This is a genomic window from Nocardioides psychrotolerans (genome assembly GCF_900113685.1).
Taxonomy (GTDB): domain Bacteria; phylum Actinomycetota; class Actinomycetes; order Propionibacteriales; family Nocardioidaceae; genus Nocardioides; species Nocardioides psychrotolerans.
The window spans coordinates 86,245-98,871 of record NZ_FOQG01000007.1 but is presented as its reverse complement, the minus strand read 5'-3'; the positions used below and the strand labels follow the sequence as shown (position 1 = coordinate 98,871).

General features: G+C 70.3%; 17 protein-coding genes. 9 read left to right on the top strand and 8 right to left on the bottom strand.

All coding sequences use genetic code 11. From position 1 onward, the window contains the following. Positions 1 to 13: 13 nt before the first annotated feature. Entirely contained in the window at positions 14 to 403 is a 390-nt protein-coding gene (locus tag BM204_RS10395; protein WP_246166140.1) for a recombinase family protein, read from the bottom strand. Between the two features lie 191 nt (positions 404 to 594). On the opposite strand from BM204_RS10395, the gene BM204_RS10390 reads away from it, so the two are divergent. The 5 genes from BM204_RS10390 to trhA all read left to right on the top strand — a co-directional run bounded on the left by BM204_RS10390 (position 595) and on the right by trhA (position 2,461). Beyond that, a complete protein-coding gene (locus BM204_RS10390; protein ID WP_091112853.1) occupies positions 595 to 828 on the top strand; it encodes a ribbon-helix-helix protein, CopG family in 234 nt (77 codons plus the stop codon). Positions 829 to 901: 73 nt separating this feature from the next. Beyond that, on the top strand, positions 902 to 1,066 hold the full coding sequence (locus BM204_RS10385) for a hypothetical protein (protein ID WP_218031171.1): 165 nt from the start codon (positions 902 to 904) through the stop codon (positions 1,064 to 1,066). A 76-nt stretch (positions 1,067 to 1,142) separates the two neighbouring features. Next, positions 1,143 to 1,445 carry a putative quinol monooxygenase gene (locus BM204_RS10380; protein WP_091112851.1) on the top strand — a complete coding sequence of 101 codons (303 nt, stop codon included), beginning with the start codon at positions 1,143 to 1,145 and terminating at the stop codon, positions 1,443 to 1,445. 168 nt (positions 1,446 to 1,613) lie between these two features. Then, entirely contained in the window at positions 1,614 to 1,751 is a 138-nt protein-coding gene (locus BM204_RS22640) for a hypothetical protein (RefSeq protein ID WP_170259108.1), read from the top strand. Beyond that, positions 1,748 to 2,461, top strand: coding sequence for a PAQR family membrane homeostasis protein TrhA (gene trhA, locus BM204_RS10375; RefSeq protein ID WP_246166143.1), 714 nt, complete (start codon positions 1,748 to 1,750; stop codon positions 2,459 to 2,461). The genes BM204_RS22640 and trhA overlap by 4 nt, the downstream gene beginning before the upstream one ends. Here trhA and BM204_RS10370 read toward each other — a convergent pair. Beyond that, on the bottom strand, positions 2,453 to 2,689 hold the full coding sequence (locus BM204_RS10370) for a hypothetical protein (RefSeq protein WP_143099716.1): 237 nt from the start codon (positions 2,687 to 2,689) through the stop codon (positions 2,453 to 2,455). The genes trhA and BM204_RS10370 overlap by 9 nt on opposite strands. A gap of 289 nt (positions 2,690 to 2,978) precedes the next feature. After that, complete coding sequence (locus tag BM204_RS10365; RefSeq protein ID WP_091112845.1) at positions 2,979 to 4,382, bottom strand: WS/DGAT/MGAT family O-acyltransferase; 1,404 nt, start codon at positions 4,380 to 4,382, stop codon at positions 2,979 to 2,981. A gap of 233 nt (positions 4,383 to 4,615) precedes the next feature. On the opposite strand from BM204_RS10365, the gene BM204_RS10360 reads away from it, so the two are divergent. From BM204_RS10360 to BM204_RS10350, 3 genes are all read left to right on the top strand, one after another. Next, positions 4,616 to 5,257 carry an HNH endonuclease family protein gene (locus BM204_RS10360; RefSeq protein ID WP_091112843.1) on the top strand — a complete coding sequence of 214 codons (642 nt, stop codon included), beginning with the start codon at positions 4,616 to 4,618 and terminating at the stop codon, positions 5,255 to 5,257. 141 nt (positions 5,258 to 5,398) lie between these two features. Beyond that, positions 5,399 to 5,752, top strand: a complete 354-nt coding sequence (locus BM204_RS10355; RefSeq protein ID WP_091112841.1) for a hypothetical protein — start codon at positions 5,399 to 5,401, stop codon at positions 5,750 to 5,752. Between the two features lie 22 nt (positions 5,753 to 5,774). Next, positions 5,775 to 6,881 carry an FUSC family protein gene (locus BM204_RS10350; RefSeq protein ID WP_091112839.1) on the top strand — a complete coding sequence of 369 codons (1,107 nt, stop codon included), beginning with the start codon at positions 5,775 to 5,777 and terminating at the stop codon, positions 6,879 to 6,881. A 57-nt stretch (positions 6,882 to 6,938) separates the two neighbouring features. On the opposite strand, the gene BM204_RS22635 is transcribed toward BM204_RS10350, so the two are convergent. Together BM204_RS22635 and BM204_RS10340 are read right to left on the bottom strand one after the other, a co-directional pair. Next, positions 6,939 to 7,091 carry a hypothetical protein gene (locus BM204_RS22635; protein WP_170259109.1) on the bottom strand — a complete coding sequence of 51 codons (153 nt, stop codon included), beginning with the start codon at positions 7,089 to 7,091 and terminating at the stop codon, positions 6,939 to 6,941. A 78-nt stretch (positions 7,092 to 7,169) separates the two neighbouring features. Next, complete coding sequence (locus BM204_RS10340; protein ID WP_091113166.1) at positions 7,170 to 8,297, bottom strand: glutamate--cysteine ligase; 1,128 nt, start codon at positions 8,295 to 8,297, stop codon at positions 7,170 to 7,172. 42 nt (positions 8,298 to 8,339) lie between these two features. Here BM204_RS10340 and BM204_RS10335 point away from each other — a divergent pair, with 42 nt between their 5' ends. Continuing rightward, positions 8,340 to 9,713 (top strand): threonine/serine exporter family protein, encoded by a 1,374-nt coding sequence (locus tag BM204_RS10335; RefSeq protein ID WP_091112834.1) that lies wholly within the window; start codon positions 8,340 to 8,342, stop codon positions 9,711 to 9,713. Here BM204_RS10335 and BM204_RS10330 read toward each other — a convergent pair. The 3 genes from BM204_RS10330 to BM204_RS23435 form a co-directional block, all read right to left on the bottom strand. Next, positions 9,631 to 10,152 carry a ribonuclease FAU-1 family protein gene (locus tag BM204_RS10330; RefSeq protein ID WP_143099715.1) on the bottom strand — a complete coding sequence of 174 codons (522 nt, stop codon included), beginning with the start codon at positions 10,150 to 10,152 and terminating at the stop codon, positions 9,631 to 9,633. The two genes, BM204_RS10335 and BM204_RS10330, sit on opposite strands and share 83 nt — an antisense overlap. 69 nt (positions 10,153 to 10,221) lie before the next feature. Then, complete coding sequence (locus BM204_RS10325) at positions 10,222 to 11,058, bottom strand: SDR family NAD(P)-dependent oxidoreductase (protein WP_091112830.1); 837 nt, start codon at positions 11,056 to 11,058, stop codon at positions 10,222 to 10,224. Next, positions 11,055 to 12,617, bottom strand: coding sequence for a flavin-containing monooxygenase (locus BM204_RS23435; protein ID WP_091112828.1), 1,563 nt, complete (start codon positions 12,615 to 12,617; stop codon positions 11,055 to 11,057). The genes BM204_RS10325 and BM204_RS23435 overlap by 4 nt, the downstream gene beginning before the upstream one ends. Positions 12,618 to 12,627 lie beyond the last annotated feature (10 nt).

Here is a 12,627-nt window from a genome sequence, read left to right as displayed (position 1 = left end):
GGTACTCAGCCCATCAGGCCGCAGTCCCCACCCTGGGAACGTCGCCACTCCGGCGTGTCGAGATAACAGAGAACTCAGCCACCATGGCGGGGACGTTGAACAGCAGCTTCCCGACCGCGTCGGTGGGGTCATAGACCGACCCGCCGAGACTGAGGCTGATCTGCCGGGAAGTGAGTTCGTCGGCGATTGCCCGAGCATCAGGCAGTGACCTGGCCAGGCGGTCGAGCTTGGTGACCACCATGGTGTCCCCAGCCCGACAGGCGGCCAATGCTTCGCGGAGTCCGGGGCGTTCGCGATTGGTGCCGGTCAGACCGTGGTCGACGTAGATCCGATCGGCCTCGACACAGGGAGACCGGGAAGCCCGTCGCGTTGGGCGGTCAGATCTTGCTGATTGGTGGAGCATCGGGCGTACCCGACAAGCAACGCGCTCATGGCGCACCTCCAAACGTGGGTCCGGTCGCCACGGGATGTGGTCGGCTCGGGCGTCGGGCCGAGCCCGACCCCACCAGAGACTGCCCTTCCCTGCCGGTCCGCAAGTGCCATGACTTGAGTGGCCACTTCCGCCGATCACATTTTCGTTATACGGTTTTCGCCATGGCAAGCGAGGAACAGATCCAGACGTGGGCTGACGAGGCCGAAACGGGCTACGCGGTCGAGGAGATGAAGCGCCGCGGACGCGGGCGACCCGGCCGTGGCGCCGAGCCGATGCAGGTCGTAGCTGTACGCCTCACCGCCGAAGAGCTTGCTGCAGTCGACGCGGTCGCCGAGCGTGAGCACATCTCGCGATCCGAAGCGATCCGCAGGGCGTTGGCCGGCTTCGCGGCGTGAAGGTCCACGACAGCGCACTCAAGCACGGCGTACTCCGGAGGACGCGGCTCAAGCGGCCGACTGGGCGCTCTGGGTGGAGCCGCTCGACGAAACCGACTGGCTGCGCCGCGAGCTGCGACTCGGATTCGACACCCACGCACGTCTGCTCGAGACGGTCGTGCTGATCTTCGAGAGCGGCGACGAGATGGTCATCCACGCCATGCCAGCTCGCAAACAGTACTGGGAACTTCTGCCCTGAACCAGCGGCTTACGTCTCCGTGAGCCGATCTTCTAGCGGCGCGTTGAGTGGGAGTGCCGCGAACTAGAGTCCGAGCATGACCTTTGCGAATGTGGGCACGTTAGGTGCCGTCCCGGGCAAGCGCGATGAACTGCTCGCGCACCTCACTGCGCGCAACACCGCTCTCCAGCAGGCCGGTTGCCTGGCGTACGAAGTTGGTGTCAGTGACGACGAGCCCGACACGGTTTTCGTTGTGGAGTTGTGGGAGAGCGCGGACGCGCATCAATCGTCGCTCGCCCTGCCAGAGGTTCAAGCGGTTATCGCTGCGGCGCGGCCCATCCTGTCCGGCACCTACGGCGGCTTCCGCTTCCACGTTGTCGGGTCTCCACTCAAGGACTGAATCGAGGGTACGCGCGCCGTCTGATGGGGATCGGTCTGTGGCACGCTCCGCCCTCGGTGACCGACGGCCTGCCGACGTGGTGGTGATCGAGGCAGCCGCACGACGCGCCATGATGAGGGCGTTGCCCAAGTTCTACATCGGCGGCATATCGAACTGGAGCAGGTGACGGTGTTGCGCGGAACCAAGGTCGAGACCCCGTCGGTGCCGATGGGTGGTGACGGAGAGCCGCTCGGCGCACTGCCGATGTCGGCGACCACCCCGGCCGTGGGCGGGGCCCGGCCCGCGGCCCTGCGGGTCCTGTCGTGAAGAAGTTCCTCGATCACGAGGCGGCCCTCGTGGTGATGGCCGACAAGATGGCCGAGCTGAAGCCACGGCTGCGCGGCGGGCTGCACGCGGGCTCGGTGCCGTTCGTGATCGCGGCGGGAGTCGTGCTGATCGTGCTGTCGCCGAGCACCGGGACCAAGGTCGGCGCGGGGGTCTTCTCCGGCTCGGCGCTCCTGTTGTTCGGCGTGTCCGCGATCTATCACCGCGGCACCTGGCAGCCGGCCGTCTGGGCGCTGTTGCGCCGGCTCGACCACTCCAACATCTTCATCCTCATCGCCGGCACCTACACCGCCTTCGCGATGCTGCTCCTGCAGGGAGATGCCCGAGTGCACCTTCTCGTCGGCATCTGGAGCGGCGCCCTGCTCGGGGTGCTCTTCCGGGTCTTCTGGACCGGCGCCCCACGCTGGCTCTACACCCCGATCTACATCGGACTTGGCTGGTTCGCGGTGTTCTTCATCCCGGACTTCGTCGAGGGCGCCGGCCGCCTGAGCACCGCCACAGCCGTGTCGGTGGTCGTGCTGCTCGTCGTCGGCGGCCTCTTCTACACCCTCGGCGGCGTCGTCTACGGACTCAAGAGGCCGAACCCCAGTCCCGTGTGGTTCGGCTTCCACGAGGTCTTCCACGCCTTCACGATCCTGGCCTTCATCGCGCACTACGTGGCGGTCTCGCTGGCGACGTACGCCCTACGCTGACCTTTCCTTCGCAGTCGTCAGGAAACCGGGGCTGCCGATGACAGCGGGCGCCTCCTCCGACTCGTCATCGCCCTCGGCGTCGCCCCCTTCGAGGGGCAGATCACCGGTGCCGCCCGCGGCCGGCGTGCCCGATGGCTTGCTGAGCGCGCCGGTGACGGCGCCGGATGCTCGGACGACAATCAGCTCACTGATCCGGAAAGGAACCTCATGTGCGATTGCCGCGGTCAACACCTCGCTCGTCCACAATGAGCGTCCCGTAAGCCCCGTCCGGAAGGGGTGACCGGTGAGGGGTGGCCAACCGGAGACGGTGCACCTGGCGCGCTGGGTCGGCAAGCATCCGCCCCTGCCGCGATCCGCGCGGTTCACGACGGTCGGGTGGTCAGGCTGCGAGCGCGACTGGACGCCTGCGGGCTCGTTCCCGAGCGCACGCGAGGCAGCCGCTTCAGCAGCGGGCGGAAGACGTTGGTGGCGGGCACGGTTCCTACTGTCGCGACGCGGCCAACAGGGACACCCCCAGTCAGATCCCGGCGGCCTTCTCCAGCGCCGTGACCTCCGTGTCGAGGTGGGTCAGCAGCCGCTGCAGGTGGGGCACGGTGCGGCGGCAGCCGGTCAGCCCGAAGGCCATGTTGCCGTCGTACGACGTGCAGGTGATGTTGAGCGCCATCCCGTTGATCGGGATCGACAACGGGTAGGTGCCCATCAGCTGGGCACCGTTCCAGTAGTGCGTGCTGCGGGGGCCGGGGACGTTGCTGATGATCAGGTTGTAGGGCGGTCGCACGATGCCCTGCATGCGCAGCAGCGGCGTGAGGATCGCCGGTGCCTGGCCGATCGCGCTCATCGCGAGGATCTGCATCGGCGTCATCGACGACAGCGCCTCCTTGCCGTCCTTCATCGAGCGGTGGATCGCGGAGAGCCGGCGGGCGGGGTCGTCCAGGTCGGTCGCGAGCTGCACCATGACGGCGCCGACCGCGTTGCCGCCCTCGGAGGAGGCGACCTGCGACTGCTTGGCGTTGAGGCCGACCGGGACCATCGCGACCAGCGGGGCGTCGGGGAGGGCGTCGAGCTCGAGGAGGTACTGCCGGATCGCACCGCTGCACATCGCCATCACGACGTCGTTGATCGTGGTCCCGGTGGCCTTGCCGATCGCGCGCAGGCGCTCGATCGGCCAGTCCTGGGCGGCGAAGCGGCGTGAGCCGGTGATCGACTGGTTGAACATCGTGCGCGGCGCGTGCAGCGACAGCGACGACGTCTCGTTCCTGAGGCCCTTGGTGATCGTCTTCACCAGCGCCCCGGGCATGCCGGCGGCATCGGCGGTGATGCCCATGGCGCTGCGCAGCGCGCTGATCGGCACACCGGCGAGGCTGGCCTCCGCCTTGTCGAGCTCGCGGGAGCGGCGCGCGTTGGGCTGGGCGCCCCAGGGGGCCGGCATGCCGCGCTTGTCGGGGTCGGTCGACAGGACGCTGGCGAGCAGCCGCATCGCGGAGATGCCGTCGACGAGCGCGTGGTGGGTCTTGGTGTACATCGCGACCCGGCCGTCGCGCAGGCCCTCGATCAGGTGCGCCTCCCACAGCGGGCGCTCCCAGGCCAGGCGGGTGCTGTGCAGCCGCGAGCACAGATCAAGCAGCTCGCGGACCCGTCCGGGCTTGGGCAGGGCGCTGTGGCGCACGTGGTGCTCGATGTCGAACTCGAGGTCGGGCTGCCATACGAGCTGGCCGCCGGTCTTCACCGAGCGGTGCGGGTGCTTGAGGAAGAGCGGTGCCATCTCCTCGACGTCGCGCATCTCCTCGTACATCTGGCGCACGTAGTCGCGCCCTGCCCCCTCCGGCTTCTTGAAGAGCTGGAGGCCACCCACGTGCATCGGCATGTTGCGGTTCTCCGCGAGGAGGAACGCAGAGGAGGTGGGATCGATCGGAGAGACCACAGGGAGCACCTTTCGTAGGTGGGCATCCTTGCTCGCGGTGACGACTGCCACAAGGCGCCCAGCCGATGAGGGGGCCGACGAGGGGGCGATGAGGGGCCGATGGGTAGCAGCTCAGGGTTCTCCCTTGCATCCGTGACGCGTGCGGCGAGTCCCTTGCGGTGGGCGCCGCGCCTGCCCGAGGCTCGACGTGCACCGGACCTCGGTAGCCCTCGTCTTCTTCTCGGGAGAAACCCATGCTTCGTCACACCCTGCTCACGCTCGGCCTCTCCGTGGGCCTGGTGGCCGTGCCCGCCGCCGCCCAGGCCCAGGACTACTCCGCCCCGCTGACGACCGCGATCAGCGATCTGCCCACCTCGAGCGAGGTCCGCACGGGCTACTCGCGCGACCTCTTCCCGCACTGGGTCGACGCCGACGGCGACGGGTGCAGCACCCGCAACGAGGTCCTGATCAGCGAGGCCGACGACCCGGTCACCGTGGGCAGCGGCTGCTCGCTCTCGGGCGGGCGCTGGTTCTCCTACTACGACCGCGTCTCCTGGACGAACCCCTCCGACGTCGACATCGACCACCTGGTCCCGCTGGCCGAGGCATGGGACTCGGGGGCACGCTCGTGGACCACGACGACCCGCCAGGCCTACGCCAACGACCTCGGCGACTACCGCTCGCTGGTCGGGGTGACCGACAACGTCAACCAGTCCAAGGGTGACCAGGACCCGCAGGAGTGGCTGCCGACCTACGACCGGTGCCGCTACGTCTCGGAGTGGGTCGCGGTGAAGCACCGCTGGCGACTCACGGTCGACAGCGGTGAGAAGTCCGCACTGTCGTCGCTGGCCTCGTCGTGCACGAACTCGACGATCACGGTGACGCTGGCGCGCTGATCGACCCACTGATCGTCCACAGGCCGGGCTCCGGCAGGTCCCTCCACAGGGTCTGCCCGAGCCCGGTCTGCTTGTCCGCCCTGGCTCCTAGCGTCCTGCTCGCACCGGAACTCGCCGGTGCCGGACCCTCGGGGGACACCCATGAAGACACTCCTCATCTCCATGACCATCACCAGCTGCACGCTCGTCGCGGGCCTGGTCGGCGCCGCGACCTGGGTGCCCGCGCTCGCCTCGGGCGGAGCGGTGGTCCACGAGCCACCGGCCCGGACCGAGCGCCCGGTCATCGTCGCCGTCGAGGGCGACAAGGCAAACGGTTTCGGCATCTCCTACTCCGACGGCACCGCGCTCTACCCGCCGACCGACTCCGAGGCGTCCGCCGAGTGCGGAGAATATGACCGCTGGGCCGACCGGCTGCGCTGCCGCACCGAGGTCCGCGTCTGGTACCGCGACCTCGGTGAGCTGAAGCGCGCGCTCGCCTACGCGCACGCGCAGTAGGCCGCTCTGACACGATCTCCCCATGGAGGCCTCGCCGCTCGACCGCGCGTGGAGCCGGGGCCGCACGTCGCTGGGTGAGCGCCTGCAGCGGCTCTCGGCCAAGCGCTGGCTCATCGTGCAGTGCGCGCTCGCGGCCGGGGCCGCGTGGTTCGTCGCGGCCGACCTGCTGGGCCACGACACGCCCTTCTTCGCGCCGATCGCGGCAGTGGTCAGCCTCGGGACCTCCTACGGCCAGCGCCTGCGCCGGGTGGCGGAGGTGACCCTCGGCGTCGCGATCGGGGTCTTCGTCGCCGACCTGCTGGTCATCCAGGTCGGCACCGGCTGGTGGCAGCTGACGCTGATCGTCGGGCTCGCCATGACCACGGCCTTCCTGCTCGACGGCGGACAGCTCTTCGTCACCCAGGCGGCCGTGCAGTCGATCGTGGTCAGCACGCTGCTGCCCGACCCGGGAGCGGCGCTGACCCGGTGGACCGACGCGCTCATCGGCGGGGTGATCGCCCTCGTCGCGGCCACGGTCACGCCGGCGGCACCGCTGCGCAGACCCCGCGAGCAGGCCGCGCGGGTGATGAAGAAGGTGGCGGCGCTGCTGCGTGCGGCGGGGGAGGTGATGGTCGACGGGGAGGCCGAGCGCGGGCTCGACCTGCTGGCCGACGCCCGCTCCACCGACCACCTGATCCGAGAGCTCCAGGCGGCCGCCGACGAGGGCATGTCGGTGGTGGCGTCGTCCCCGTTCCGGGTGCGGCACAAGGACAACCTGCGACGCATGGTCGATCTGGTCGACCCGCTCGACCGGGCGCTGCGCAGCACCCGGGTCCTGGTCCGGCAGGTCGCAGTGACGGCCTACCACCGGCGCCCGGTCCCACGTGCCTATGCGGTGCTCGCCGCCGAGCTCGCGGACGCCGCCGAGCTGGTGGCGGCCGAGCTGGCCGCCGACCGGATGCCGGTGGCCGCGCGCGACGCCATCCTCGCGATCGGCGACGCGACGGGACGGGTGGAGCGCTCGGAGGTCCTCACCGCCGAGGTGATCCTCGCCCAGCTGCGCTCGATCGTCGTCGACCTGCTGCTGCTCACCGGCATGAGCCAGGTCGAGTCGACCGAAGCACTGCCCCCGCCACCTCGATGGGCCTGAGGAGCGGGCAGTGCGGCTGCTCGGCGTACGGCTGGAGATGGTCGAACCGGAGGGCGGTCACTGACCGACCCGGTGCAGGTGCACGCGCGGGTGGTCGACCGCGTCCTGGAGCGACAGCCCGCCGCTGACGAAGCCCGCCAGCACGATGCCGACCTCGTTGACCATCGTGACGAGGACGGGCCGCCACGGCGGCGTCGACCGCGTTCCCACCAGCCCGCGCGATCGCGGCCCCGGCATCGGCGGCGGCCTCGTTGGGCGCGGCGAGCGCCACATCCACGGCGCTCGCCACTAGAGGCTCGCCCTCAGCTCGCGGACCACGGAGTCGACGACGGCGACCAGGTCGCCACCGGTGCGCTCGGCGACCGCCCGCTGCCGTTGGTACGACGCACCCCGCCGCGGCAGGTCGGCGACCGACGCGAGCTCCTCGAGGCAGCCGAGGCGCGCCGCGACCGGCTCGAGCCGCACCAGCAGGTCGGCCAGGTCGTCGGTGAGGAGCCGCTCCTGCGACTGCGCGTCGAGGATGATGATCGCGTCGAGCCCGTAGCGCGCGGCGCGCCACTTGTTCTCCTGCACGTGCCACGGCGGCAGCACCGGCGGGCTCTCCCCGGCCGCGATCCTGGTGTCGAGGTCCACGACCAGGCAGTGCATCAGCGCGACGAGCCCGGCCAGGTCACGCATGTCGGAGACCCCGTCGCACACCCGGTTCTCCAGGGTCCCGAGGTGGGGCGCCGGACGCAGGTCCCACCGGATCTCGGAGAGCTCGTCGATCACGCCGGTGGTGAGCTGGTCCTGGGCGAACGACTCGAACTCCGCCCACGTCGTGAACTGGAAGGGCAGCCCGGCCGTCGGCAGCTGCTGGAACATCAGGGCGCGGTTGGAGGCGTAGCCGGTGTCGACCCCGGCCCAGATCGGCGAGGACGCCGACAGCGCCTGGAGGTGGGGGTAGTAGGTGAGCAGTGCGGAGAGCACCGGGAGCACGCGGTCCCGCTCGGGCAGCCCGACGTGCACGTGCACGCCCCAGATCAGCATCTGGCGTCCCCACCACTGGGTGCGGTTGATCAGCTCCCGGTACCGGTGGCCCTCGGTGAGCTGCTGACCGGTCCAGGAGGCGAAGGGGTGGGTGCCGGCGCCGTAGAGGTCGATGTCGAGGTCGTCGCCCGCGGGCACCACGTGATCGAGGGTCCGGCGCAGGTCGCCCATGGCCTCGTCGACGGTGCGGCAGATGCCGGTGACGAGCTCGACGGTGTTCTTCAACAGCTCCTGGTGGAGCCGGCCCTGGTGCTCCAGCCGGGGGCGTGCCCGCGCGAAGAGGTGGGAGACGTCGTTGCGCAGGTCACGGCTGCGCCGGTCGACCAGGGCGAGCTCCCACTCGACTCCGAGGGTCGGCTCGGCGGACCCGTGGAAGTCGATGCGCACCCGCACAGCGAAGCACACGGCACTCCTGCCAGCATTGCGCCCATGCTCGAGTCCCGCGCGTTGAACCTGACGTTGGACTTCTGTCTCCGCGTGGGCGAGCTGCTGCTCGCGTCGGGGGCGGGTGCCGCGGACGTCACCTCCACCATGCAGACCCTGGCCTGGCACTTCGGGGTGCGCCACCCCGACATCGACGTGACCTTCACGGCGCTGTCGATGAGCTTTCAGCCGGACCCCGAGGAGCCGCCGCTGCTCCAGGTACGCCACGTCAAGCAGCGCGAGATCGACTACGAGGACCTCACCCTCGTCGACCACCTCGTGCGCGAGGTCGTCGCCGACCGGGTCGACCTCGCCGAGGCCCGCGCCACCCTGAGCCGCATCGTCTCCTCCGGCCACAGCACCCCGCGCTGGGCGACCAGCCTGGCCTGGGGCTCCATGTGCTCGGGCGTCGGCATCCTGCTCGGCGGCGGATTCACCGTCGTCGCGATCGCGTTCCTCGCCGCGATCTGCATCGACCGGCTCCAGCTGCTGATGGCCCGGCGTCGGATGCCGTTCTTCTACCAGCAGGTCGCCGGCGGCGGCGTCGCCACGCTCCTGGCCGCTGCGGCCGCGGCGGTCGGTGTGGTCGAGGACCCGTCGCTGGTCATCACCGCCAACATCGTCATGATGCTCGCCGGCATCGGCTTCATGGGCGCACTCCAGGACGCCCTCTCCGGCTTCTACGTCACCGCCGGCGCCCGCCTCACGGAGGCGTTGCTCGCCACCGCCGGCATCATCGCCGGGGTCAGCGGCGGGCTCACCGTCGCCGACGTCGCCGGCGTCGAGCTGCGCCGCGTCGGCCTGGGCGTCACCACCTGGGAGACGCTGACCCCGATCGCCCTCGGCGCGGCCCTGTGCGCCGGCTCCTTCGCCGTCGCCTCCTACGCGCCGCGCCGCAGCATCCTGCCGATCGCGGTCGTCGCGGCGGCCGCGATCCTGATCTCGCAGTCGATCGCCATCCAGGGCTTCGGCCGTGCCTGGCCGACCGCGCTGGCGGCGTTCTTCGTCGGTCTCGTCAGCTTCACCGTCGCCGGTCGGCTCAAGGTGCCGCCGCTCGTCGTCGTGGTCTCCGCCGTCGTGCCGATGTTGCCGGGTCTCTCGATCTACCGCGGCCTGGCGCTGATGGCCGAGGGTGGGACCGATACCTCGCAGGGCCTGCTGTCGATGGTCACGGCTGCCTCGATCGCGACGGCGCTGTCCTCGGGCGTGATCCTCGGGGAGTACGTCGCGCAGCCGCTCAAGCGGGAGGCCCGTCGTCTCGAGAGCCGACTCGCCGGCCCGCGCCTGGTCGGTCCGCTCAGGTCCGGTCGACCGCGCCGGACCGGCGCTCGTCGAACCAGGCGTGGGCGGACCCGTCGAACGGCGCCACCCGGTCCGTGACCGCGGCGTGGATGCGCTCGGCGGTCGCGATCGCGAGGGCGCACACGTCCTCGGGGTAGGCGTGCTCGATGCGGTGCTGGGCGAACTCGTCCTCGTCGTCCACCCAGACCCGCCCGGTGGTGCCCCGGATCACGTCGAGGTCGAGGTCGACGGCGTGCACCTCCACCCCGCCGTCGACGACGTGCCACGTCGGCGGCGTCGTCATGTCGACGTAGGTGTGGAGCGGGCCGTGGGCCGCGTGGAACGTCGCCACCCAGCCCCGGAGCGCGTCGTCGCCGGCGGCGGGGACGAGGCAGACCTGGTCGACGGGGGCGACGTACGACGCCCCCGGGCGCGACATCGTGCTCCCGGCGGCGAAGCCCAGCCAGTCACCGTGCTCGTCGGAGCCGAGCAGGACCCCCTCGAACTGCCAGTGCGGGCGGTGACCCCACTTGGTCATCACCACCCGCACCCGATCGCCTGGATCGCCTGGTCTGGCCGGGGGAGTCACCCGGTCATGCTGCCCCGGTCAGACGACCTTGGCGGGCAGGACGCGCTTCGAGCCGTAGGCGATGATGTCCTGGTAGCGCGAGCCGGTGAGCTTGGCGAAGTGGTGCACGGCGTGGGCGTCGAGGCCGACGAGCACGCGCGCCTTGTTGCCGAGGATGCCCTTGACGATGACCTCGGCGGCCTTCTCGGGCGTCATCTTGGCGAGCTTCTCGTCGAAGAGCTTGGCCGTGGCGGCCTTGTCCTCGCTCGCCGAGACTCGCGCGTTGCGGGCGATCGCGGTCTTGATGCCGCCGGGGTGGACGGCTGTGACGCCGACCTGGTGGCCCGCGATGAGCATCTCCTCGCGCAGCGCCTCGGTCATGCCGCGCACGGCGTACTTCGTCGCGTTGTAGGCGCTCTGCCCGGGCATCGAGACGAGCCCGAAGAGCGAGGAGATGTTGACGACGTGGCCGTCGCCCGAGGCGATGATGTGGGGGAGGAACTCCTTGGTGCCGTGCACGACGCCCCAGAAGTTGATCCCGACGATCCAGTCGAGGTCCTCGTAGGTCAGCTCGTCGAAGTTGCCGGCGAGCGCGACCCCGGCGTTGTTGATGACGACGTTGACGCGACCGAACTGGCCGGCCACCGCCTCGGCGTACGCCGTGAAGGCGGCGCGGTCGGCGACGTCGAGCTTGTCGCTGCGCACCTCGCGGGCGCCGGCGCCCTTGACCAGGTCGACGGTCACGGCCAGGCCGGCCTCGTCGACGTCGGAGAGAGCGAGCAGCGCGCCACGCGCGGCCAGGTTGAGCGCCAGGGCCCGGCCGATGCCGGAGCCGGCGCCGGTGATCACGACGACCTTGTCCTCGAGGGTCTTCATGCGGTGATCTCCTGACGGCCGTTGGTCGGCGTGGGGTCGGCTGCGGTCGCGGCCTGGACGGTGTAGGCGGCGACGTCGAAGTCGGCGGTCTCGCCGCGGAACGAGAAGGTGGTGCGGGGCCACAGGGTGGTGTTGTTGCCGTGGGCGTCCATGTACCAGCTGGCGCAGCCGCCGGTGCTCCAGACGGTGCGTTTCATCCGGCGCTGGATCTCGCCGGTCCACGACCGCTCGGCCGCGCGGGTCACCTCGACCACGGTGTAGTCGTTGCGACGCATCGCCTTGATGGCCTCGCGGATGTAGGTCACCTGCGACTCGATCATGAAGACCATGCTCGAGTGGCCCAGGCCGGTGTTGGGCCCGACGATGAAGAACAGGTTGGGGAAGTCGGGCACGGCCGTGCCCTTGTAGGCCGCCATGCCCGTCTCGGCCCAGGTGTCGGCCAGCGTGCGCCCGGTGCGGCCGGTGATGCGCTCGGTGATCGGCAGCTCGGTGGTGTGGAAGCCGGTGGCGACGACGAGCACATCGATCTCCCGCTCGACCCCGTCGGCCGTGACGATCGCGTTGCCGGTGACCTTGGCGATCGGGTCGGTGACCACGTCGACGTTGTCGGAGGCCAGCGCCGGGTAGTAGGTGTTGGAGATCAGGATCCGCTTGCAGCCGATCTCGAAGGTCGGGGTGACCTTGGCCTTCAGGTCGGGGTCCTCGATGGCCTTGGAGATGTTGCCCAGGGCCAGCAGCTTGGCGGGGGTGGCGATCTTGGGCTGCAGGGTGAACGCCGGCACGTAGGTCTCGCGACCCCAGTAGATCGCGGTGCGGTAGGCGGACTGCAGGCCCGGCACGTGCTTGAGCGCGAGCCGTTCGAGCTTGCCGTAGGTCCGGTCGTTGCGCGGCAGGACGTAGGGCGCGGTGCGCTGGTAGACATCGAGGTGAGCCACGACCTCCTGCACCTTCGGCACGATCTGGATAGAGGACGCGCCGGTGCCGATGACGGCGACCCGCTTGCCGGTCAGGTTGGTGTCGTGGTCCCAGCGGGCCGAGTGGAACAGCTCGCCCTGGAAGGTCTCGATGCCCTCGATGTCGGGGAGCTTGGGCTCCGAGAGCCCGCCGGCCGCGGAGATGACGACGCGGGCGTCGTACGTCGTGGTGCCGGCGGGGCCGGTCGTCTCGACGACCCAGCGCTGAGTGGCGTTGTCCCAGGTGGCGGACTCGACGGAGGTGTCGAAGCGGAAGCGGTCGAGCGTGCCGGAGCCGGCGGCAACGCGTCGGATGTAGGCCAGGATCTCCGACTGCGGTGAGAACGACATCGACCAGTCGGGGTTGGGCGCGAAGGAGTAGGAGTAGAGCTGGCTCGGGACGTCGCAGGCCGCACCGGGGTAGGTGTTGTCGCGCCAGGTGCCGCCGACGTCGGCGCCCTTCTCGATCACGACGAAGTCGCGCTCGCCGGCCTCGTCGAGCTTGATCGCCGCGCAGAGTCCGGCGAAGCCGGCCCCGACGACGAGCTGCTCGACCTGCACCCGGGTCTCCCGGGTCGCGGTGGTGGGGGAGGTGGTCGATGTCATGCGACGACGG